General features: G+C 64.7%; 11 protein-coding genes. 9 read left to right on the top strand and 2 right to left on the bottom strand.

The features are described 5' to 3' along the window. The first annotated feature begins 37 nt into the window (after positions 1 to 37). Entirely contained in the window at positions 38 to 2,404 is a 2,367-nt protein-coding gene (gene ppsA, locus LQF09_RS11910; protein WP_002927282.1) for a phosphoenolpyruvate synthase, read from the top strand. A gap of 280 nt (positions 2,405 to 2,684) precedes the next feature. After that, on the top strand, positions 2,685 to 6,644 hold the full coding sequence (locus LQF09_RS11905; protein WP_270068039.1) for an EAL domain-containing protein: 3,960 nt from the start codon (positions 2,685 to 2,687) through the stop codon (positions 6,642 to 6,644). A 189-nt stretch (positions 6,645 to 6,833) separates the two neighbouring features. Here LQF09_RS11905 and LQF09_RS11900 read toward each other — a convergent pair whose 3' ends face one another. After that, positions 6,834 to 8,366 carry a fumarate hydratase gene (locus LQF09_RS11900; RefSeq protein WP_002935544.1) on the bottom strand — a complete coding sequence of 511 codons (1,533 nt, stop codon included), beginning with the start codon at positions 8,364 to 8,366 and terminating at the stop codon, positions 6,834 to 6,836. Between the two features lie 275 nt (positions 8,367 to 8,641). On the opposite strand from LQF09_RS11900, the gene acs reads away from it, so the two are divergent. The 7 genes from acs to clpB all read left to right on the top strand — a co-directional run bounded on the left by acs (position 8,642) and on the right by clpB (position 21,153). Next, the gene (acs, locus tag LQF09_RS11895; protein ID WP_002927278.1) at positions 8,642 to 10,606 is read left to right on the top strand and encodes an acetate--CoA ligase; all 1,965 of its coding nucleotides are present in this window, start codon (positions 8,642 to 8,644) and stop codon (positions 10,604 to 10,606) included. Between the two features lie 194 nt (positions 10,607 to 10,800). After that, positions 10,801 to 10,998: a hypothetical protein gene (locus LQF09_RS11890; RefSeq protein ID WP_198291886.1), complete on the top strand. Its 198-nt coding sequence runs from the start codon at positions 10,801 to 10,803 to the stop codon at positions 10,996 to 10,998. 13 nt (positions 10,999 to 11,011) lie between these two features. After that, positions 11,012 to 13,768 (top strand): sensor histidine kinase, encoded by a 2,757-nt coding sequence (locus tag LQF09_RS11885; protein ID WP_002927276.1) that lies wholly within the window; start codon positions 11,012 to 11,014, stop codon positions 13,766 to 13,768. 18 nt (positions 13,769 to 13,786) lie between these two features. Further along, positions 13,787 to 14,155, top strand: coding sequence for a response regulator transcription factor (locus tag LQF09_RS11880; protein ID WP_002935554.1), 369 nt, complete (start codon positions 13,787 to 13,789; stop codon positions 14,153 to 14,155). A gap of 3 nt (positions 14,156 to 14,158) precedes the next feature. Then, complete coding sequence (locus LQF09_RS11875; protein ID WP_002927273.1) at positions 14,159 to 16,417, top strand: exonuclease domain-containing protein; 2,259 nt, start codon at positions 14,159 to 14,161, stop codon at positions 16,415 to 16,417. A 34-nt stretch (positions 16,418 to 16,451) separates the two neighbouring features. Continuing rightward, positions 16,452 to 18,497, top strand: a complete 2,046-nt coding sequence (locus tag LQF09_RS11870; RefSeq protein WP_270068038.1) for a sodium:solute symporter family protein — start codon at positions 16,452 to 16,454, stop codon at positions 18,495 to 18,497. A gap of 70 nt (positions 18,498 to 18,567) precedes the next feature. Continuing rightward, positions 18,568 to 21,153, top strand: coding sequence for an ATP-dependent chaperone ClpB (gene clpB / locus LQF09_RS11865; protein WP_270069884.1), 2,586 nt, complete (start codon positions 18,568 to 18,570; stop codon positions 21,151 to 21,153). Positions 21,154 to 21,159: 6 nt separating this feature from the next. Here the strand turns inward: clpB and LQF09_RS11860 are convergent, their stop codons facing one another. Then, positions 21,160 to 24,456 (bottom strand): EAL domain-containing protein, encoded by a 3,297-nt coding sequence (locus LQF09_RS11860; protein WP_270068037.1) that lies wholly within the window; start codon positions 24,454 to 24,456, stop codon positions 21,160 to 21,162. Between the last annotated feature and the right edge of the window lie 91 nt (positions 24,457 to 24,547).

Below are 24,547 nucleotides of genomic sequence, written 5' to 3'. Positions count from 1 at the left end.
TATTTTGCTTTTTCTCCAACATTTGCGGAAGCCACACATGACACGCTACGTGATTCCTTTCAACGAACTGCGCATGACCGACGTCGACAAGGTCGGCGGCAAGAACGCCTCGCTCGGCGAGATGATCAGCCAGTTGCCCGCCAGCGTACGTGTGCCGGGTGGTTTTGCGACCACGGCCGAGGCTTACCGCGAGTTCCTCGCCCATGACGGCCTGGCCGATCGCATCAATGCAGCGCTCGATGCGCTGGACGTGGACGACGTCGATGCCTTGGTGAAGACGGGTGCGCAGATTCGCCAGTGGATCGTAGACATTCCCTTCCCGGCCAAGCTCGAGGCCGAGATCAAGACCGCCTACGAGCAGCTTACCGCCGAGGGTGAGGGCAGCTTCGCCGTGCGCTCGTCGGCCACTGCGGAAGATCTGCCGGATGCCTCCTTTGCCGGCCAGCAGGAGACCTTCCTCAACATCCACGGCTACGAGAACATCCTGCACGCCATGAAGGAGGTGTTTGCGTCGCTCTACAACGACCGCGCCATTGCCTACCGCGTACACAAGAACTTCGCCCACGCCGACGTCGCGCTGTCTGCCGGCGTGCAGCGCATGGTGCGTTCCGATTCCGGCGCTTCGGGCGTGATGTTCTCGATCGATACCGAGTCGGGCTTCGATCAGGTGGTCTTCATCACGGCGTCCTATGGCCTGGGCGAGACGGTGGTGCAGGGCGCGGTGAATCCGGACGAGTTCTATGTGCACAAGCCCACGCTGGCGCTGGGCAAGCCGGCAGTGATTCGCCGCAACCTGGGCTCCAAGCTGATCAAGATGGTTTTCGCCGACAAGGCGGTGGCCGGACGCTCTGTGCGCACGGTGGACGTGCCCGAGGCCGATCGCATGCGCTTCTCGCTCACCGACGAGGACGTGCTCGAGCTTGCCCGCTATGCGGTGATCATCGAGAAGCACTATGGCCGCCCGATGGACATCGAGTGGGGCAAGGACGGTGTCGATGGCAAGCTCTACATCCTGCAGGCCCGCCCGGAGACGGTGAAGAGCCAGGATTCCGGCCTGGTGATGGAGAAATACCGCCTCAAGCAGTACGGCAAGGCGCTTACCCACGGTCGCGCAATCGGTCAGAAGATCGGTGCCGGTGTGGTGCGCGTGGTTGGCGACGCCTCGGAGATGAACCGTGTCCAGGCCGGTGACATCCTCGTCACCGACATGACCGACCCCAACTGGGAGCCGGTGATGAAGCGCGCCAGCGCCATCGTCACCAACCGCGGCGGGCGTACCTGCCATGCTGCGATCATTGCGCGCGAACTGGGCATCCCTGCCATCGTGGGCTGCGGCAACGCCACCGAAGTGCTGCACGAGGGCGAATCGGTCACCGTGTCCTGCGCCGAGGGTGACACCGGCTACGTGTACCGCGGCAAGCTCGATTTCGAGATCATCACCACCGACATGGGCAACCTGCCCGAGATCCCGGTGAAGATCATGATGAACGTGGGTAACCCGGAACTCGCCTTCGAGTTCGCGCAGATCCCCAATGGCGGTGTCGGTCTCGCCCGCCTGGAGTTCGTCATCAACAACATGATCGGCATCCACCCCAAGGCGATCCTCGACATCGCCCAGGTGCCTGCCAACCTGCGCGACGAGATCAACCGTCGCTCGCGCGGCTACGCGACGCCCAAGCAGTTCTTCATCGAGAAGCTGGTCGAGGGTGTGGCGACCATCGCTGCGGCTTTCTATCCGAAGCCCGTGATCGTGCGCATGTCCGACTTCAAGTCGAACGAATACCGCAAGCTGCTCGGCGGTGAGATCTACGAGCCGGAAGAAGAGAACCCGATGCTCGGCTTCCGTGGCGCCTCGCGCTACATCGCGCACAGTTTCCGTGACTGCTTCGAGATGGAAGTTGCAGCCATGAAGAAGGTGCGCAACGAGCTCGGCCTGACCAACGTGCAGATCATGATCCCCTTCGTGCGCAACGTCGAAGAGGCCAAGGGCGTGGTCGATCTGCTCGCCGAGCATGGTCTCAAGCGTGGCGTGAACGACCTCAAGCTGATCATGATGTGCGAGATCCCGTCCAACGCGATCCTTGCCGAGCAGTTCCTCGAGCACTTCGATGGTTTCTCGATCGGCTCGAACGATCTGACCCAGCTCACCTTGGGCCTCGACCGCGATTCCGGACTGGTGGCGCACGCATTCGACGAGCGTGACCCGGCCGTCAAGCAGTTGTTGTCGATGTCGATCCGCGCAGCGAACAAGCTGGGCAAGTATGTCGGTATCTGCGGCCAGGGGCCGTCGGACCATCCGGATCTGGCCGAGTGGCTGATGGACGAGGGGATCCAGACCATTTCGCTCAACCCGGACACGGTGGTGGACACCTGGCTCAAGCTCTCCGAGCATCTGGCGAAATAAGCCCGCGCGGGCAGTGCCAGTAAGGGGTGGCGGTCATCTGGACTGCCGCCCCTTTTTGCATTCGGGCCGCGCTGCGGCTTCTTGGGTTCCCCTGGCGGCGTTATCATGCGCTGATGCGTCTGCCATCGAGTTCGTCATACCTATGCCCCGGCGCCCCCTTCCTTCAGCCCAGAGTGCGTCCGTAGATGCGGGGCCTGCGTTGACCTTGCCCGCCGCAGGCACGAGCGAGATGTCTTCGTATGCCGAACAGATTGGTCGCCGTGCCCGCCGGCAGGCGAGAATGCTGTCCGCCCTCGTCGCCGTGCAACGCGATTTTCTCGTCGATGGTGCTGCGCACGAGGTCTTCGAGCGCATGCTTCACGAGTTGATCGGGCTTAGCGACAGCGAATACGGGTTCATCGGTGAGGTCCTGCACGACGAGTTGGGCGAGCCCTTCGTGCGCATGCATGGGCTTACCGATGTGGCTTGGGATGCCCACACCCGAACACTGTATGAACGTGCGCGCGCCGGTGGTTTCGAGTTTCGCGAGCTGAACAGCCTTTACGGCGCTGTCCTGCGCACGGCGGCGCCGGTGATCTCGAATGCTCCCGCCACGGATACGCGCAGTTGCGGTCTTCCGCAAGGCCATCCGCCGCTCAGGGGTTTTCTTGGCCTGCCGCTCATCCAGGGCGCGCAGCTGGTCGGCATTGTTGGCCTGGCCAATGCCCCCGGGGGCTACGATCGGGTGCTCGTGGACGATCTTGCACCGATGCTGGCGACGTGCACCAGCATGATCGTGGCCTTGCGGCTCGAGCAGGAGCGCAATGCGGCCGAACAGGCCTTGCTCGAGAGCGAGACACACTTCCGCAACCTTGCCAACAGCGGGTCGGCCCTGATCTGGACGTCGGGTGCCGACGGGCGCTGCAGCTATTTCAACGAGCCCTGGTTGCGATTCACCGGCCGCAGTCTCGAGCAGGAGTTGGGCGAGGGCTGGGCCGAGGGTGTTCATCCCGACGACCGGGCGCAATGCCTGTCGGATTACGAACGTGCGTTCGCGGCGCAGGAGCCGTTTAGGCTGGAGTATCGCTTGCGTCATGTAGATGGCGGCTATCGCTGGGTATCGGACGAAGGCAGTCCGCGCTACGACAGCAGTGGGCGCTTTCTCGGCTACATCGGCTATTGCCTGGATGTCACCGACCGCAAGCGTGCTGGTCTGGCCCTGGATGCGCTGGCCGCACGCTACACCATGCTCTCGGGAGATGCGTTCTACGAGGCCGTATGTCGCCATGTGGGCGAGGCCCTGCATCTTGATCTGGTGTTCGTTGGGCAATGCCTGGAAGAGGGCGGCCGTATCAATGTGCGTGCCGGCTGGAAGGACGGCGCGGCAGTTCAGCCGTTCAGCTACGTGCTGGCTGGAACACCGTCGGAGCTGGCGCTTCAGGGCAGGAGCGTGGTCATCGGCAGCGGTGTTGCGGCGCGTTTTCCCGATGATCCCGGCTTGCGGGACGGTGCTTATGAGGCCTATTGCGGTGTGCCGCTCGCCGACAAGGAGGGGCAGGCACTGGGTTTGATGGTCGGAATGTCGAGACGGCCGCTGGATGACCAGCAGGGTGTGCGCGAGCTGCTTGAGATCTTCGACGGTCCGGTCAGTGCGGAGCTGATCCGCGAGCGTGGCGAGGCTGCACTGACGCGTCGTATCGCCTTCGGCCGGATGGTGGCGCGTATCTCATCGGAATTGATGCCCGCGCGGGCGGACGAGGTCGATGGCCTTGTTCTGCGTGCCCTGGCGCAGATCGGACGCTATGCGGATGCCGACCGCGCATTCGTGTTCGATATCACCGAGGACGGTCGCAGCGTCAGCAACACGCACGAATGGTGTGCGCCGGGCGTCTCGCCACAAGCGCACAACCTGCAGGGCGTGGGCTTCGAGGGCTCGCTGTTCTGCCAGATCATCAAGCGTCTCGAGATCGTGGATTTCCCCGATGTTTCCCTGTTGCCGGAGTGTGCGCGTCAGGATCGTGAGCTGCTCCAGTCGCAGGGCATCCAGTCAACGCTGGCGGCGCCAATGGTGGTTAACGGCCGGCTGCTGGGTTTCGTAGGCCTCGATTCGGTACGCTGCCGCCGGCAATGGTCGGGCGAGGAAAAGACCTTGATGAGCCTGGTCGGCAATGCCCTGGCCGGTGTGATCGAGCGCAAGCGGGTTGACGAGAGCCTGCGCGAGAGCGAGGCGCGTTACCGCTCCGTGGTCGAGAGCGTGCGCGAGGTCATCTTTCAGGTGGATGCAGATGGGCGCTGCGCGTTCCTGAACAGGGCCTGGCATGAGCTGACCGGTTTCACGGTCGAGGCGAGCATCGGCAGGCCGTTCGTCGATTATGTGCACCCGGATGACCGCCATCTCCATCAGGAGGTGTTCGAGTTGCTCATGCGGCGCGAGGAGGCCTCGTGCACGCAGGCACTGCGTTACCTGCGGGTCGGCGGAGGGTTTCGTTGGGTCGAGCTCCATGCCCGCCCGGTACTCGGTGCCGGGCGGGAGGTGCAGGGGATCTCCGGGACGCTCAACGACATCACCATCCAGAAAGAACACGAGGCGCAACTGAAGTACGTCGCCCACTATGATGCGCTGACCGGCCTGCCCAATCGCGTGCTGCTCCATGACCGCCTGAGTCGCAGCATGGCGCAGGCGCGGCGACGGGGCCAGTTGCTGGCGGTGGCCTACATCGATCTGGACGGCTTCAAGGAGGTCAACGACGGCCATGGGCACCACGTCGGCGACCAGTTGTTGACGACGGTGGCCGCGCGCATGAAGGGCACCTTGCGCGACGCTGACAGCGTGTCGCGGCTCGGTGGCGACGAGTTCGTCGCGGTGCTGGTGGATCTGCCGGACTTGCCTGCCTGCAAGCACCTCGTCCAGCGCCTGCTTCAGGCGGTCGCCCAGGTGGTGCAGGTGGGTGGCGCGGAGCTCCAGGTTTCGGCCAGCATCGGGCTGACGCTCTACCCTCAGGAGGAGGCGCTGGAGCCCGACCAACTGCTGCGCCAGGCCGATCTGGCCATGTACCAGGCCAAGCTTGCGGGCAAGAATCGCTATCATTTCTTCGACACCGACCAGGACCGCGATGTGCGCGGGCGGCACGAGGGCGTGGCGCGGATCCACGAAGCGCTTGCCAATGACGAGTTCGTCCTGTTCTACCAGCCCAAGGTCAATATGCGCAGCGGGGCGCTCACTGGCGTCGAGGCGCTCATCCGCTGGCAGCATCCCGAGCTGGGCCTGATCGAGCCGGCGGCCTTCCTGCCTATGGTCGAGGACCAGCCGGTGGCCGTGGCATTGGGTGATTGGGTGATCTCGGCAGCGCTCGAGCAGCTCGAGCGCTGGAAGAGCTTGGGTCTGACGGTGCCGGTGAGCGTCAATATCTCGGCGCGCCACCTTCAGGCCCCGGATTTCATGATGCGCCTTCAGGAGGCCTTGACCGGTCATCCGGGCTTGGCACCGGGCAGTCTCGAACTCGAGGTGCTCGAGAGCAGCGCGCTCGAGAGCATGACGCGGGTGACGCAGATCGTGGAGGCTTGTGCGCGCATCGGTGTCAGTTTCGCGCTTGACGACTTCGGAACCGGCTATTCGGGGCTGGCCTACCTCAAGCGCCTGCCCGCCGCACGTCTCAAGATCGACCAGCTGTTCGTGCGCGAGATGCTCGACGACCCTGAGGATCTGGCAATTCTCGAAGCGGTTATGGGGCTTGCACACGCCTTCCGCCGGGAGGTGGTGGCCGAGGGCGTCGAGTCGGAGGCCCATGGCAGGGTGCTGCTCCAGCTCGGGTGCGAGGTCGGGCAGGGCTATGTCATTGCACGGCCGATGGAGGGTGAGTCCCTGCCGCAGTGGGTTGCCACATGGGCGCCGCCGGCGAGCTGGCGACGACAGTCAGCGCTGTCACGCGAGGAGCTTGCCTTGGTGTATGCGCAGGTCGAGCACCGCGCCTTGGTACGCGCGCTTGCCGCCAAGATTGCCGATGGCACGCAGATCGACAACCGGCTTGTGGTTCATGGCTGCAGTCTCGGGCGCTGGATCGAGCTCGCGCTTGCCGAGCAGCGTCATGAAGAGGTCGTGCTGCGCGAGCTGGCGCAGGCGCACGACTTGCTCCATGAGACCATCGAGACGCTTGCGGCACACTACCGGGCGGCCGATGCAGCGGCCGTCGTCGAGGGGCTTGGCGCGGTGCGCAGGCGCCTGGACGTGATGCTCGGACAGATAAACAGGCTGCTCGCCTAGGATCGATGCGCGACTGCGATGCACACGGGCGCCTACAGAGGCTCGCGGCTGGCGCCGCTCCTACAGCAAGCCCAAGGCGCCTCGTTGCCCCGTGGGAGCTGCGCCAGCCGCGAGGTTTCCTGGCCACCGCCTGCCTCAACGTCCAGGCGGTGGCCCTTGCGATTACCCCGAGCAGGGTGTGAGGCGATCTCAGGCGACAGCGACCGGGATCTTGCCGATCCGGGCCTGCCATTCCTTCGGGCCGGTGTTATGCACACTGGTGCCATTGGCGTCGACCGCGACCGTCACTGGCATGTCCTGCACGGTGAATTCGTAGATCGCTTCCATGCCGAGGTCTTCGAAACCGACGACCTTCGCTTCCTTGATCGCCTTGGATACCAGGTAGGCCGCGCCGCCGACCGCCATCAGATAGGCCGACCTGTTGTCCTTGATGGCCTCGATGGCGACCGGGCCGCGCTCGGACTTGCCGATCATCGAGATGAGCCCGGTCTTCTCGAGCATCATGCGGGTGAACTTGTCCATGCGGGTGGCCGTGGTGGGGCCGGCGGGGCCGACGACTTCGTCGCGCACCGGGTCGACCGGGCCAACGTAGTAGATGACGCGGTTGGTGAAGTCGACCGGCAGCTTTTCGCCCTTTTCCAGCATGTCGGCGATGCGCTTGTGCGCAGCATCGCGGCCGGTGAGCATCTTGCCGTTGAGCAGCAGGATCTGGCCCGGCTTCCACGAGGCGACCTCTTCCTTGGTGAGGGTGTCGAGGTTCACGCGGGTGGCGACATTGGTGTCGGCCTTCCAGGTGACCTGGGGCCAGTCCTCCAGCCTGGGCGTCGGCAGGTGGGCCGGGCCGGAGCCGTCGAGATGGAAGTGCACGTGGCGGGTAGCGGCACAGTTGGGAATCATGGCAACCGGCAGCGACGCGGCGTGGGTCGGGTAGTCCATGATCTTGACGTCGAGCACGGTGGTCAGACCGCCCAGGCCCTGGGCGCCGATGCCGAGCGCGTTGACCTTGTCCATCAACTCGAGGCGCAGTTCCTCCACCCGGCTCAGCTTGGCGCCCGAGGCGGCCTTCTCGCGCAGTTCGTGGATGTTCACCGGCTCCATGAGCGATTCCTTGGCCAGCAGCATGGCCTTCTCGGGCGTGCCGCCGATGCCGATGCCAAGGATGCCCGGTGGACACCAGCCGGCGCCCATGGTCGGTACGGTCTTGATGACCCAGTCCACGATCGAATCCGACGGGTTGAGCATCACCATCTTCGACTTGTTCTCGGAGCCGCCGCCCTTGGCCGCACAGATGACCTCGACATCGTCGCCGGGGACGATCTCGTAGTGCACCACCGCCGGGGTGTTGTCCTTGCTGTTCTGGCGCTTGCCGGCCGGGTCGAGCAGCACCGACGCGCGCAGCATGTTGTCGGGGCTGTTATAGGCGCGGCGCACGCCCTCGTTGATCATCTCCTGGACGCTCATCCTTGCGTCCCACTGCACATTCATGCCGACCTTGAGAAAGACCACGGCAATGCCGGTATCCTGACAGATCGGGCGATGGCCTTCGGCAGCCATGCGAGAATTGGTGAGGATCTGTGCGATGGCGTCCTTCGCGGCCGGGCTTTCCTCGCGCTCGTAGGCTTCGCCGAGGGCCTGGATGTAGTCGAGCGGGTGGTAGTAGCTGATGTACTGGAACGCATCCGCAATCGACTGAATGAGGTCTTCTTCGCGAATAATCGTCATGACGCTTGGTCTCCGGATGGCATGGGGGCAGAATGGCGCAGTTGGATCGCAGTATTCGATCAACCGCGGGATTCTAGCACCGAGCGCGCGCAGCGTCGGTTCGGAGCCTTGTTGGCCCTGTGTAAGTCCTGTGTAAGATACAAGCTCTTAAATGCCTGCGATCCGGCAGCAGCCGAGTCAGCGGCTACAGCAACCGATTTCAAGACTGGAACCAACCAGTCGAGGACCCGCAAAGGGTCAGCTTCAACCATTTGAACAGTTGAGGAGAGGTGAGCATGTCCAATGAGCAGCAAGTCCGTATCTACAACCCCTCGGAAGAGATGGTCCGTAACGCAGCGGTGTCCGGCATGGACGGGTATCGTGCGCTGTGCAAGGAGGCCGAGGACGATTACGAAGGCTACTGGGGCCGTCGTGCGAAGGAGCTGCTCGACTGGAAGGAGCCCTTCACCCAGGTCCTCGACCAATCGAACGCGCCGTTCTTCAAGTGGTTTGCCGACGGCAAGCTGAACGTTTCGTACAACTGCCTTGATCGCAACGTCAATAATGGCCTGGGCGACAAGGTCGCGCTGATCTTCGAAGCCGACAGTGGCGAAGTCACCAAGGTGACCTACAAGGACCTGCTCGCGCGCGTCAGCAAGTTCGCCAACGCCCTGCGTGGCATGGGCGTCAAGAAGGGCGATCGCGTCATCATCTATCTGCCGATGTCGATCGAAGGCGTGGTGGCCATGCAGGCCTGCGCGCGCATCGGTGCGACGCACTCCATCGTTTTCGGCGGCTTCTCGGCACAAGCCCTGCGTGACCGCATCGAGGATGCGGCAGCGGTCGCCGTGATCACGTCCGACGGCCAGTTCCGCGGTGGCAAGGCGCTGCCGCTCAAGCCGATCGCCGACGAGGCGCTGTCCCTCGGCGGGTGTGATTCGGTCAAGAATGTCATCGTCGTCAAGCGCACCGGCGCCGACGTCAATATGGTCGCCGGACGTGACACCTGGTACCACGAGGCGGTGGCCAGCCAGTCCGAGACCTGCGAGCCCGAGTGGGTCGAGGCCGAACACCCGCTGTTCATCCTCTACACCTCCGGCTCCACCGGCAAGCCCAAGGGTGTTCAGCACTCGTCGGGCGGCTACCTGCTGCAGGCGGTGCTGTCGATGAAGTACACCTTCGACATCAAGCCCGAAGACGTCTATTGGTGCACCGCCGACATCGGCTGGGTCACCGGCCACACCTACATCACCTACGGCCCGCTCGCCTGCGGCGCGACCGAGATCGTGTTCGAAGGCGTGCCCACCTACCCGGATGCCGGTCGTTTCTGGAAGATGATCCAGGACCACAAGGTCAGCATCTTCTACACCGCGCCCACCGCGATTCGCTCGCTGATCAAGGCGGCCGACAACAACCCCGCCGTGCATCCGAAGCAGTACAACCTGTCCTCGCTGCGCATCCTGGGTTCGGTGGGCGAGCCGATCAACCCGGCGGCCTGGGAGTGGTACTACGAGAACGTCGGCGGCGGCCGTTGCCCGATCGTCGATACCTTCTGGCAGACCGAGACCGGCGCGCACATGATCACGCCGATGCCGGGCGCAACGCCGATGGTTCCGGGTTCCTGCACGCTGCCCTTCCCGGGCATCATGGCGGCAGTGGTGGACGAAACCGGTACCGAGGTGCCCTGGGGTCAGGGTGGCATCCTCGTGGTCACCAAGCCGTGGCCGTCGATGATCCGCAACGTCTGGGGCGACCCGGACCGCTTCAAGAAGACCTACTACCCCGAGGACTTCAAGGGCAAGCTCTACCTCGCGGGCGACGGTGCCATCCGTGACGCCGAGACGGGCTACTTCACCATCACCGGTCGTATCGACGACGTGCTGAACGTCTCCGGTCACCGCATGGGCACGATGGAGATCGAGTCCGCCCTGGTGGCACACGAGAAGGTGGCGGAAGCTGCCGTGGTCGGTCGTCCGGACGATGTGACCGGCGAAGCCATCGTGGCCTTCGTGGTGCTCAAGGGCGCACGCCCGACCGGCGATGAAGCGGCCAAGGTGATCAAGGAGCTGCAGGCCTGGGTCGGCCACGAGATCGGTCCGATCGCCAAGCCCAAGGACATCCGCTTCGGCGAGAACCTGCCCAAGACGCGCTCGGGCAAGATCATGCGCCGCCTGCTGCGCCAGTTGGCCAAGGGCGAGGATGTCACGCAGGACACCTCGACGCTGGAGAACCCGGCCATCCTGGAACAGCTCAAGGGCTGATCCGACACGGCCGGGCCTGCGGGTCCGGCCGCCAATGAACGACAGGGGGAGGCCCGGGCACGTATCCGGGCACATGGGGGGAGACCGGGCACGCGCAATGCGTGCTTCCTGATCGTGCGAAGCGCCGACCCCGCCTGCAAGAGCGGGGCGGCGCGTTCGCCATTGTGGCAGGGCCGACATCATGGGAGGTCATGATGCGCAAGGGACTGGCCGGGCAGCGCCTGGTGGCCGTGTTCATCGCCGGCATGCTGTTGCTCAATTATCCGATCCTGTCCTTGTTCGACCGGCAGTTGAGCCTGTTCGGACTGCCGTTGCTGCACGTCTACCTGTTCGGCACATGGCTTGCGCTGATCGTCGCGGTGGCCTGGATCGTCGAGCGGGGCGCGCGCTGATGGGGAGGGCGCGATGCTGCCGGGCTGGCTGATCGTCGGCGTCTCGTTCGCCTATCTGCTGTTGTTGTTCGCGGTTGCCTATTTTGGCGACCGCCGCGCCGACCAAGGGCGCTCGATCATTTCCAACCCCTGGGTCTACAGCCTGTCACTGGCGGTCTATTGCACCGCATGGACCTACTTCGGCAGCGTCGGCCGCGCCGCGTCGGGGGGCATTTCCTTCCTGCCCACCTATCTCGGTCCCACGCTGGGGCTGGCACTGGCCTGGCTGGTGCTGCTGAAGATGATCCGCATCGCGCGCAGCTACCGCATCACCTCGATCGCGGACTTCATCGCCTCGCGCTACGGCAAGAGCCATCTGCTCGGTGGCCTGGTCACTGTCATCGCGGTGGTCGGTATCGTTCCCTACATCGCACTCCAGCTCAAGGCAATATCGACGGGTTACGCGCTGCTGGTCGGCGGCTATGACCCGGCGTCCAAGGCCGTCGCTGCCACCGCCGCGGGCTGGTGGCGGGACAGCACGCTCTACATCGCCCTTACGCTTGCTGCGTTCACCGTGCTGTTCGGCACCCGCCACCTCGATACCACCGAGCGCCACGAAGGCATGGTGGCGGCGATTGCGTTCGAGTCGATGGTCAAGCTGCTCGCGTTCCTCGCCGTCGGCATCTACGTCACCTACTGGCTCTACGACGGTTTTGGAGACCTCTACGCACGGGCGATGGCGGCGCCCGACCTTGCAGGTGTGCTTGCCTTCGACAGCGCCGGACGGCTGGGCTACGGAGGCTGGTTCGCCCACGTGTTGCTGGCGATGCTGTCGATCATCTTCCTGCCGCGCCAGTTCCAGATCGCGGTGGTCGAGAACGTCAACGAGCAGCACCTGCGCCGTGCCACCTGGGCGTTCCCGGCCTACCTGCTGGCGATCAACATCTTCGTCATCCCGATTGCGCTCGGTGGTCTGCTGCATTTCGGCCAGGGTACGGTCGACCCGGATACCTTCGTGCTCTCGCTGCCGCTGGCGCACGACAACGCTGCACTTGCACTGTTCGTATTCATCGGCGGTCTGTCGGCGGCCACAGGCATGGTCATCGTGGAGGCCATCGCGCTGTCGACCATGGTCTGCAACGACCTGGTGATGCCGATGCTGCTGCGCAGTCGCAGGCTCAACCTCGCGGGCGAACGCGATCTCACCGGGCTGCTGCTCGGCATACGCCGTGGGGCGATCGTCGTCGTGCTCTTGCTGGGCTATGTGTACTTCCGCCTGGCCGGTGAGGCCTATGCGCTGGTGAGCATCGGCCTGATCAGCTTCGCCGCGGTCGCCCAGTTCGCGCCGGCAATGCTGGGCGGCATGTACTGGCGTGGCGGAACCCGGGAGGGGGCTCTGGCCGGTCTGTTGGCGGGCTTCCTGGTGTGGGGCTACACGCTGATGCTGCCCTCGTTCGCCAAGTCGGGCTGGTTGGACCCTGGCTTCATGGAGCAGGGCCTGTTCGGGCTCTCCCTGCTCAGGCCCGAGCAACTCTTTGGCCTGAGCGGCTGGGACAACATCAGCCATGCCTTGTTCTGGAGCCTGCTCGCCAACATCGGCTGCTATGTGCTGGTGTCGCTGCTACGGGTTCCGACCGGTGCGGAGGCGACCCAGGGGGCGCTGTTCGTCGACGTGTTCCGGCGCGGCGAGGCGGCGCCGACCAGTTTCTGGCGGACCGGGGCCGAAGTGCGCGAGTTGCTCCCGCTGGTGGCCCGCTTTCTCGGCCAGCGCCGCACCGAGGAGGCGTTTGGCGCGTACGCGCGATCACATGGCTACGAGCGCATCGACCAGCTCAAGGCCGACCCCGACCTGGCCCACTTCGCGGAGTCCCTGCTCGCCGGTGCCATCGGCAGTGCCTCGGCTAGGGTCATGGTGGCCACGGTGGTGCAGGAGGAACCGTTCGGCCTTGGCGAAGTGATGGATATCCTCGATGAGGCCTCGCAGGTGCGCGCTTACTCGCACAAGCTCGAGGAGAAGTCGCTGGCGCTGGAGGCGGCGACTGCCGAACTTCGCGCGGCCAACGAGCAGCTCAAGGAGCTCGATCGGCTCAAGGACGATTTCATGTCGTCTGTGACGCACGAGCTGCGCACGCCGCTCACCTCGATCCGCGCCTTCTCCGAGATGATGGTCGACGATCCGGACATTTCCGTCGACGACAGGCAGCGCTTCCTCGGCATCATCGTGTCCGAGACGGTGCGCCTCACGCGCCTGGTCAACCAGGTTCTGGACATGGCCAAGATCGAGTCGGGTCATGCCGAGTGGCATAACACCGACGTCGATATGCACGAACTGGTCCAGCATTCGGTGGACGCCACCATGCAACTCTTCCGTGACCGCGGCGCCGAGGTGCACCTCGATCTTGCAGAGGGGGTGCCGCTCATCCGGGCGGACCACGACCGCCTGCTGCAGGTCATGCTCAACCTGTTGTCGAATGCTGCCAAGTTCGTGCCGCAGCATGATGGTCGCGTCGACGTGAGCCTGCGCTGCGATGGCCGGCAGTTGCGCGTCGATGTGAAGGACAACGGCCCGGGTATCGATCCCGGGCTGTTCCCGGTGATCTTCCAGAAGTTCCGGCAGGGCGGCGACGAGCGCTCGCGCCCGCAAGGAACCGGGCTTGGGCTGCCGATCAGCCTGCAGATCGTGGAGCATTTCGGCGGCCGGCTGTGGCTCGAGTCGACGCCGGGCGAGGGGGCGACCTTCTCGTTCGAACTGCCGTTGGCTGCGGCGGCCGGGCCCAATGAATTAGAATAGTGGCGGGGAGGAGTCTGAATGAACAAGAAAATATTGATTGCCGACGATGAGCAGAACATCGTCATTTCGCTCGAGTTCCTCATGAAGCGCGAAGGCTTCGAGGTGGCGATCGCCAATGACGGTGAGGAAGCCGTGCAGCGCATCCGTGCCGACCAGCCTGATCTGGTCCTGCTCGATGTGATGATGCCCAAGAAGAGTGGTTTCGAGGTTTGCCAGGAAATCAAGGCTGATCCGGCGCTGGCGTCGGTGCGCATCCTGATGCTGACCGCGAAGGGGCGCGACACCGAAGTTGCCAAGGGCCTCGCCCTGGGGGCAGACGCCTACATGACCAAGCCCTTTTCCACCAAGGAGCTGGTGGAAAAGGTACGCAGCCTGCTGGAGGGCTGATCGATGCAGGCACGTACGCGTTTCATACTCGCGGTGATCGTGCTGTTCCTGCTCATGACCGGCCCTTTTCTGCTGACAGCGCTGATCATCTGGGTTGAGACACAGGACGAGGGGCGCCAGCAGCTGATCCAGGTGATCGCCCCCCACCTGACCCTGGGGACGATGCTTACGGCGCTGGGCTTTGCGGCCGGCGTGGGTGTGGTGCGCGCGCTGTTTCGGCAGTACGTGCAGGGCCTGCTGCGCATGTCGGAACACCTGCGCCTGATGCTGGGAGCCAATCGTGGCTTTCGAGTGCAGCCCGATGGGCCGCCCGAAGTGCAGGCGCTTGCAGTCGCCGCCAACGAGCTTGCCACCCAGCGTGACGAGTTGCTGACCGACGTCGAGGCGCAGATCACGCGCGCCAAGGAGTCCGTCGAGCTCGAGAAGAACCGCCTGGCGGCACTCATGTCCGAGCTCACGCAGAGCGTGGTCGTGTGCAATCTCGATGGCCGTATCCTGCTCTACAACAACCGTGCGCGCACGCAGTTCAGAGCGCTCTCGGATGCGCCGGCTGTTGCCGGTGGCGGTGAGCTGATCGGCCTTGGGCGATCGATCTACGGCGTATTCGAGCGCAACCTCATTGCACACGCGCTCGACACCATCCAGCAGCGCCTGCGCCGCGGTGTTGCGCAGCCGCAGGCCAATTTCGTCACCACCACCAAGGCGGGGCAACTGCTGCGCGTGCAGATGGCCCCGGTGCTGTCGGTGATCGCCCCCCCGCGCAGCGATGCCGCGGCCGATGCAGTGGCGGTGGTCGAGCCGACGCAAGGCAGTGCCGCAGCCGAAGCGGCGGACAGCGAGCCGGCCGTTGCGCCCGAACGCACACTGACCGGCTTCATCCTCATGCTCGACAACATCACGCGCAACTTCGAGACCGAGTCGCGTCGCGATCAGATGCTGCATTCGCTGACCGAAGGCAATCGCGCCTCGCTGGCGAACGTGCGCGCGGCGGCCGAGATGCTCGACTATGCCGATTTGCCCGACGAGATGCGCCAGCGCTTCCGTGGTGTGATCCGCGATGAGGTCGAGGCAATGGGAAGCCGTCTCAACCAGACCGCAAACGAGTTTGCCGACTCGCTCAAGGCGCGCTGGCCGTTGGAGGAGATGCTCGGCGCCGACCTGATCTCGGCGGTGCAGCGGCGCATCGAGAGCCGCATTTCGCTGCGCACCAAGCTCGAGGAGGTCGACGAGTCGCTGTGGATGAAGGTCGACAGCTTCTCGCTCATGCAGGCAATCACATATCTGGCGAGCCGCCTGTCCGACGAGTTCGAAGTGCGAGAAATCCGTTTCCGGCTCAGCGGCGCAGGGCGGCTGCTGCATCTCGACCTCATCTGGCAAGGCCAGGCCATGAGCACCGAGACGGTGATGAGCTGGGAACTCGAACCGATGCAGATCGAGGGCGAAAGCAGTCCGCTCACGGTGCGCGACGTCATCGACCGCCATGATGGCGAGATGTGGCTCGAGCGCGAGAAGGTGCGTCACCGCGCGTTCTTCCGCATTGTGCTGCCCGCGGCCACGCCGCAGGAAGCGGCAGTCGTCGACAACTACCTGCGTGGCGAGAGCCGGCCGGAGTACTACGATTTCGACCTCTTTGCGTGGTCTGACCGATCCCATGGCCTCGAGGACCGCCTGCTCTCTGAGTTGACCTACACCGTTTTCGACACCGAGACCACCGGCCTGAATCCGTCCCAGGGCGACGAGATCATCCAGATCGGCGCCACCCGCATCCTCAACGGCAAGCTGCTGCGCAGCGAATCGTTCGAGCAGCTCATCGACCCGCAGCGTCCGCTTGCGGCCGAATCGGCCAAGATCCACGGCATTACCTCGGACATGTTGCGTGGCCAGCCGACCGTCGACAAGGTACTGCCGGCCTTCCACGCGTTTGCTGCCGATACCGTGCTGATCGCGCACAACGCTGCGTTCGACATGCGTTTCCTGCAGCTCAAGGAGGCGCAGACGGGGCTGAAGTTCGACCAGCCGGTCATCGACACGCTGTTGCTGTCGGCGGTGATCCACCCCAATCAGGAGTCGCACAGGCTCGAGGCGATTGCCGAGCGCATGGGCCTGACCATCATCGGTCGTCATACTGCGCTGGGTGACGCGATCGTGACCGCAGAAGTGTTCCTCAAGCTCGTTCCGCTGCTGGCGGAGCGCGGCATACGAACCTTGCGCGAGGCACGCGAGGCCGCCGAGAAGACCTACTACGCGCGGATCAAGTACTGATGGCGTGTGCCGGCCTTGCCCGCGGAGGCCCGGATTGAGGCGCAACGCCGGCTTCAACCGCCAGCTCAGGCGTTACTACGGCTGGTATACGGGGACCTTCGCGCTGTTCGTGGTCCTGCTTGCGGTGGGCGAGTACCTTGGCCTGTCCGAGCGGGTCATCGGCCACGTCTTCCTGTTCGTCACCATTGCCGTCTATGCCGGCATTGGCGTCATGAGCCGGACCTCCGACGTGTCCGAGTACTACGTCGCCGGGCGGCGGGTGCCGGCCATGTTCAACGGCATGGCCACCGCTGCAGACTGGATGAGCGCGGCCTCGTTCATCGGCCTGGCCGGCACGCTCTATTTCAGCGGCTTCGAGGGTCTGGCCTTCGTGACCGGGTGGACGGGCGGTTTCGTGCTCGTGGCCTTGCTGCTCGCCCCCTATCTGCGCAAGTTCGGCCAGTACACGATCCCCGACTTCCTCGGCGCGCGTTACCAGGGCAACGTCGCTCGCCTGGTCGGGCTTGCCGCAGCGGTGCTCGCAAGCTTCGTCTATCTGGTCGCGCAGATCTATGGGGTGGGGCTGGTGACGAGCCGCTTCGTCAGCGTCGAGTTCGAGATCGGGCTCTTCATCGGACTGGCGGGGATCCTGGTGTGTTCCTTCCTGGGGGGGATGCGCGCGGTGACCTGGACCCAGGTTGCGCAGTACGTGATCCTGATCATCGCCTATCTGGTTCCGGTGGTGATCCTCTCCTACAAGCTGACCGGGATACCGATTCCGCAGGCAGTGTACGGGACGGTGCTGCAGCAGATCAGCGCACAGGAGGATCACCTGCTACAGGCGCCGGCCGAGGTCGAGGTGCGCGCCATGTACCGCCAGCGTGCGCAGAACTACAGCGCGATGCTGGAGGCGCTGCCGGAGTCGCTGGAGATCGAGCGCCGCGTACTCATCGAGCGTCTCAACGACATGCGCCTGAACGATGCCCCGGCGCGCGAGATTGCGCTCACCGAGCGGGCGCTGCGCGATCTGCCGCGCAGCCCCGCCGAGGCCCAGCAGGTGTGGGCTCGTGCGCGTGCCGAAGCGCTCGAGCGCTCGAAGCCGCCGCCTCGGCATGCCGAGGCTCACCCGGGGGAAGACGAGCACGAATCGCGCGTGGCGCGCAACAACTTCCTCGCCCTGATGTTCGTGCTGATGGTGGGCACTGCGGCGCTGCCGCACATCCTGATGCGCTACTACACGACGCCGGGGGTGATGGAGGCGCGGCGCTCGGTGATGTGGTCGCTGTTCTTCATCTTCCTGCTCTACGTGACCGCGCCGGCCTACGCCGTGTTCGCAAAGTGGGAGGTCTATCACAACGTGGTCGGCTCGAGCCTGAGCATCTTGCCCGACTGGGTGGCGTCCTGGGGCAAGGTCGGCCTGGTCAGGATCGAGGATCTCAACGGCGATGGCATCCTGCAGCTCGCAGAGTTGCGGATCAATACCGACGTGATCGTGCTCGCGACGCCCGAGATTGCCGGCTTGCCTTACGTGGTGTCGGGCCTGGTCGCCGCAGGGGGCCTGGCGGCGGCCTTGTCGACCGCCGACGGCCTGTTGCTGACGATATCGAATGCGCTCTCTCATGACCTGTACTACAAGGTGGTCAACCCGCAGGCGACTGCCCACCGCCGGCTGGTGATCTCGAAGTCACAGCTGCTGGTGGTGGCGGTGGTCGCTGCCTGGGTGGCCTCGTTGCGCCCGGACAATATCCTCTTCATGGTCGGGCTCGCGTTCTCGATCGGCGCCTCGGCCTTCTTCCCGGCGCTGGTGCTTGGCATTTTCTGGAAACGCGCAAACCGGCCGGGTGCGGTCGCAGGCATGCTCGTCGGCCTGTCGGTTACGCTCCTCTACGTCGTACGCACGCATGCGTTCTTCGGCGGCTCGATGGCCAACGCTTGGTTCGACATCAATCCGATCTCGGCCGGGGTGTTCGGCGTACCGCTGGGCTTCGTCACCATCGTGGTGGTGAGCCTGCTGACCAAGCCGCCGCCGCAGGAAATTCAGGACCTGGTGGACTACGTACGTTACCCCGAGATTGCGGGCGAACGCAGGATGGAGCCCTGAGTCGCCCCTTGAACCGCGGCCGATACGCCCCACATAGGGTTCAGTTCAACGAATCCCGAGGATGTCCGTCATGCGCTTCGACAAGCTCACCACCAAGTTCCAGCAGGCCCTCGCCGATGCGCAAAGCATCGCCGTCGGCAACGACCAGCAGTTCATCGAGCCCTTGCACGTGCTGCAGGCGCTGCTCGAGCAGGACGATGGCGGCAGCGTGTCGCTGCTGCAACGCGCCGGGGTCAATGTGCCGCCGCTCAAGAGCGCTGTCGGCAAGGCCATTGGCCGCCTGGCCAAGGTCGAAGGCCATGGCGGCGAGGTCAGCATCGGCCGCGACCTCAATAACCTGCTCAATATCACCGATCGGGAAGCCCAGAAGCGCGGCGACCAGTTCATCGCCAGCGAGATGTTCCTGCTCGCGCTCGCCGATGACAAGGGCGAAGCGGGCCGGCTGCTCAAGGAACATGGTCTCGCACGCAAGGCGCTCGAGGCCGCGATCGAGGCCGTGCGTGGCGGCGCCAGCGTAGGCAGCCAGGATGCCGAGGGCCAGCGTGAGTCGCTGTCGAAGTACTGCCTCGACCTCACCGAGCGTGCTCGCAGCGGCAAGCTCGACCCGGTGATAGGCCGCGACGACGAAATCCGCCGCGCGATCCAGATCCTGCAGCGCCGCACCAAGAACAATCCGGTGTTGATCGGCGAGCCGGGTGTGGGCAAGACCGCGATCGTCGAGGGCCTGGCGCAGCGCATCGTCAACGACGAGGTGCCCGAGACGCTCAAGGGCAAGAAGGTGCTGTCGCTCGACATGGCGGCGCTGCTGGCCGGTGCCAAGTACCGTGGCGAGTTCGAGGAGCGCCTGAAGGCGGTGTTGAAGGAGATCGCGCAGGACGAAGGCCGCATCATCCTCTTCATCGACGAGATCCACACCATGGTGGGCGCCGGCAAGGCCGAAGGCGCGATGGATGCGGGCAACATGCTCAAGCCCGCGCTCGCCCGTGGAGAACTGCACTGCATCGGCGCCACCACGCTGGACGAGTACCGCAAGTACATCGAAAAGGACGCTGCGCTCGAGCGTCGCTTCCAGAAGGTGCTGGTTGAAGAGCCGACCGTGGAGGCGACCATCGCCATCCTGCGTGGGCTGCAGGAGAAGTACGAGATTCACCACGGTGTCGACATCACCGACCCGGCCATCGTGGCTGCGGCCGAGCTGTCCAACCGCTACATCACCGACCGCTTCCTGCCCGACAAGGCGATCGACCTGATCGACGAGGCGGCCGCGCGGATCAAGATGGAGATCGACTCCAAGCCCGAGGTCATGGACAAGCTCGACCGCCGCATGATCCAGCTCAAGATCGAGCGCGAGGCGGTGAAGAAGGAGAAGGACGAGGCTTCGCAGAAGCGCCTGCAGTTGATCGAGGATGAGCTCGCCAAGCTGCAGCGCGAGTACAACGATCTGGAAGAGATCTGGAAGGCCGAGAAGGCCAAGGTCGCCGGCTCGGCCCATATCAAGGAAGAGATCGACGCCCTGCGCGCGCAGATGGCCGAGTTCCAGCGCAAGGGCCAGCTCGACAAGGTGGCCGAGCTGCAGTACGGCAAGCTGCCTCAGCTCGAGGGGCAATTGAAGATGGCCGAGCAGGCGGGCGAGAGCGCCACGCCCAACAAGCTCTTGCGCACCCAGGTCGGCACCGAGGAAATTGCCGAGGTGGTGTCGCGCGCCACGGGTATCCCGGTGAGCAAGATGATGCAGGGCGAGCGCGACAAGTTGCTGAAGATGGAGGACAAGCTGCACGAGCGGGTGGTGGGCCAGGACGAGGCCGTGCGCCTGGTGGCCGATGCCATCCGGCGTTCGCGAGCCGGCCTGTCGGACGAGAACCGCCCCTATGGCTCATTCCTCTTCCTTGGCCCGACGGGCGTGGGCAAGACCGAACTGTGCAAGACGCTGGCGAATTTCCTGTTCGATTCCGAGGAACACCTGATCCGCATCGACATGAGCGAGTTCATGGAGAAGCACTCGGTCGCACGCCTGATCGGTGCGCCGCCGGGCTACGTCGGCTACGAGGAGGGCGGCTACCTCACCGAGCAGGTGCGGCGCAAGCCCTACAGCGTGATCCTGTTCGACGAGGTCGAGAAGGCGCACCCGGATGTGTTCAACGTGCTGCTGCAGGTACTCGACGACGGCCGCATGACCGACGGGCAGGGGCGCACGGTGGACTTCAAGAACACCGTGATCGTGATGACGTCGAACCTCGGCAGCCAGATGATCCAGGCCATGGCGGGTGACGACTACGGCGTGATCAAGCTTGCCGTAATGGCCGAGGTGAAGACCTACTTCCGCCCCGAGTTCATCAATCGTATCGATGAAGTGGTCGTCTTCCACGCCCTCGACGAAAAGCACATCGCCGGCATTGCCCGCATCCAGTTGCAGTACCTGGAGAAGCGCCTGGCCAGGCTGGAGATGGGCCTGGAGGTGACCGATGCGGCGCTGGCCGAGCTGGCGAGCGCGGGTTTCGATCCGGTGTTCGGCGCACGTCCGCTCAAGCGTGCGATCCAGGAGTACATCGAGAATCCGCTCGCCAAGGCGATTCTCGAGGGCCGGTTTGCCGCCAAGGACACGGTGCGTGTCGATGCCCCTGCCGGGAGGCTGGAGTTCGAGCGCGTCCAGCGCTGAGGCGGGTCAGGCCGGCGGGTGCGCCTTCAGCCAGCCGGCAAAGTCGTCTGCCGCCAGGGGGCGCGAGAACAGGTAGCCCTGCATCAGTGTGCACTGTCGTTCGCACAGGAAGGCGCGCTGCTGCTGGGTTTCAACTCCCTCGGCGACGACCTCGAGACCCAGGTCGCGCGCCATCGACAAGGTGGCGGTGACGACGGCAGCGTCCTCCGGGTCGCCCGGCAGGTCGGCGACGAAGCTCTGGTCGACCTTCAGGCGGGCGATGGGGAGGCGTTTCAGGTAGGCGAGGGAAGAGTAACCGGTACCGAAATCGTCAAGGGCCAGGCTGAGGCCGTGGCCGACGAGTTGGTGCAGGCGCTCCAGCAGCTGCTCACCCGGCTGCATCAGCGCGCTTTCGGTGATCTCGAGCTCGATCGCGCTCGGCGAAGCGCCCGTTTCCTGCAGGATGGCGATCACACTATCGACGAATTCGGCACGCCGGAACTGCAGGGCCGAGATGTTGACGGCAATACAGACCTCGCCCAGCCCGGCCTGCGACCAGCGTACCTGTTGCCGACATGCCTCGCGCAAGACCCAGTCACCGAGTTGAATGATCAGGCCGGAGTCTTCCGCAACAGGGATGAAGCGGGCAGGAGATATCGGCCCCTGGGCAGGGTCGTTCCAGCGCACGAGCGCTTCGCAACCCATGGTGCGTCCGCTGCGCGCATCGATCTGGGGCTGGTAGTGCAAGCTAAGCTGGTCTGTGGCAATTGCGCGGCGCAGCGCGTTCTCGAGCAGGAGGCGCTCGGTGGCGCGTACGTTCATGTCCGCGGTGAAGAACTGGAAGTTGTTGCGACCAGCGGCCTTTGCGCCGTACATCGCCGTGTCGGCGTGCTTGAGCAGGATCTCGACGGTGTCGCCGTCTTCGGGAAAGAGGGCGATCCCGATGCTGACCGAGGGGCGAAGCTCATGATCATCGAGCTCGATCGCTGCGGCAAGGATGTCGAGCATCTTGCGTGCGACGGCGGCAGCATCGGTCGGTCCGGCGATGCGTGGCAGCAGGGCCACGAACTCGTCGCCACCGAGACGCGCGAGTTGATCCTCGGCGCGTACGCATGCGCTCAGGCGGCGCGCGACGGTTTCCAGCAGTCGATCGCCCATGGCGTGGCCGAGTGAGTCGTTGATGGTCTTGAAGTTGTCCAGATCGAGGAAGAGCACGGCGAAGCGGTCGTGGTGACGGGTCGCGCTGCGCAGCGCGACCGCACCGTGTTCGAGCCATGCGCTGCGGTTCGGCAGTCCGGTCAGGGTGTCGAAGCGCGCCAGGTAGTGGATGTGCGCCTCCGATTCTCGGGCTCGGGTAACGTCCTGCAGGATGCCGCGCAGGCGTCCCAGGCCATGCTCCGACCATTCACTCTCGATCTGCAGGTGGAGTACGCGTGGCGGTTCGCTCAGCGTACGGCAGTCGATGGTGCGCAGGCCCGCAGCCTGCGTAAGCTCGTCGATGATTTCGCGCAGCGCGCTCTGGTCGTCCTCACGGAAGCTGGTGACGATGTCGTCGATCGAGCTCAGCTCGGCCTGCTGGCGGCCGAGCAGGCCGTGCAGCCCATGCGAGCAGCGCAGGCCGCGCAGACCGTCGAAGCTCTCCCAGCTACCCATCTGTGCGATTCGCATGGCTTCGTTGAGTGCAGCCTGCTTGTCGTGGAGGTCGGCATGGGTGGCTTCGAGTTCCTGCGTGCGGCGTTCGACCAGCGCGGCAATGCGGCGCGTGTTGCCGGAGCTTATCAACAGGAAAGCGCCGAGCAGGGCGGTGGCAAGCAGAGCGACGACGACGGTGCCCAATGCGGCCCAACTGCGCAGGCTGAGCAGATAGGCGGGTGTTGCCCTCAACAGGACTTCGAGCGGACGCTCGCCGAACTCGAACGCGTGGGCATGACGCACTTTACGCTCCAGCCAGCCCGGACCTTCGCAGCCGGGCGTCCCGCTCAGGCGTGTGCCCGGGGCGCCACCCGAGCGGTCGATCAGGCACAGTTCGATGAGCGCAGCCAGTCTGGGGTCGAGTGCGCTCGCAATCGCGTCGTCCATGCGAAAGGCTGCCGACACAATCCCGCTGCGTCGTTCGCCAGTGCGCGCAGTGGCCTCGTTCCAGCCTGGTGCAAGTGTGGCGAGATAGACGACCATGCCGCGCTGGTCGTCACGCTCCTGTACCAGACGGAAGGGGTCGCTCGCCACCGGGCGACCGCTGCGCTGACTTGTCTCGATGGCCACTGCCGCTGCGGGTAGCGCGTAGGGGCTCATGCCGATCACGCTCAGGTTACTTTCTCTGGGCTCGACGAAGGCGATCGGGTAATAGCGCGCGGCTTGAGCGGCTGGAAAGGTCTGGCCCTGCAAGTTACGGTCTAGGATGCGGTAGCCGGGGGTGTCCTCCTGCATGACGGCCTCGAACGCTTCGCGCTCGTCGTTGCGTACGAGCGGGTTCCAGGCAAAGTTCTGGGTGCCGGGGTGGCGGTGCAGCCAGGGGCTGACGAAGGCCTTGAATTCATGGAGGGTGATCTGATCGCTGTTGCTGATCAGGCCGCTGATCGACAGCATCATGTCGATCTGGGCGTCGAACCTGCGCTGGACCTGGGTGGCAAGGAGGTGCGCGTCGCGCTCGAATTGCGCGTGGATGCGGTTCTCCTCCCATGAGATGACCTGCTTGAAGGCGATACTCAGCATCGCCAGGGCAACGAGCAGCGGAATGGCGACGGCATTGCGCCTGCTGCGCCAGTCCGCCGCCGGGCGACCGAACAGCACCAGCATCAAGGGCGTGGCGATGATCACGCCGAGCGTGTCGCCGAGCCACCAGTTCCACCAGTTGAAGAACAGGTCCTCGCGGGCGATCAGGCCTTCCTGCACCAGCAGCGGTGTGCTGACGGTTGCCGAGACGAGACAGCTCGCGGGGGCGATCAGGGCAAGCAGGCGCAGAATGCTCGCGGTGTCGTCGAAGGCACTCTTGCGGCCAATGAATCGGTCGATGAGCCAGGCGCCCAGCACCGCCTGAAACGCCGCAGCGACGGGCGCGAGCGCAAGCACCGAGACCAGGGGGCTGGTGGCTCCGGCCGCAGCGCCTGCCAGAGCCTGCACCGCGAGCGAACCGAGCAGCACGCCGGGCCACAGACGCCAGCCATAGATGTAAAGCGCAGCGATCGCGATGCCCGCGGCCGGAAACACCGGCACGGCGTATCCGGGCGGGATCGCCATGTTCAGGCTGAGCCAGCCCGCCACCGCGTATGCCAGCGCAAGGATGACGACAGAGAGGAGATAGGGCAGCGCCGGGGCCGGTTTCATCGCGCGCAGTATAAAGGGCAGTGATCCGCGCTTGTTGAGGCATCGTGCACGCCCGCGCCTGATTGAGCGGTGGATGCGTTAAACTCGCGGG

It is taken from the genome of Thauera sp. WB-2 (genome assembly GCF_027594845.1).
GTDB classification, from domain to species: Bacteria; Pseudomonadota; Gammaproteobacteria; order Burkholderiales; family Rhodocyclaceae; genus Thauera; species Thauera mechernichensis.
The sequence above is the reverse complement of the archived record's forward strand: the minus strand, read 5'-3'. Positions and strand labels throughout refer to the sequence as shown.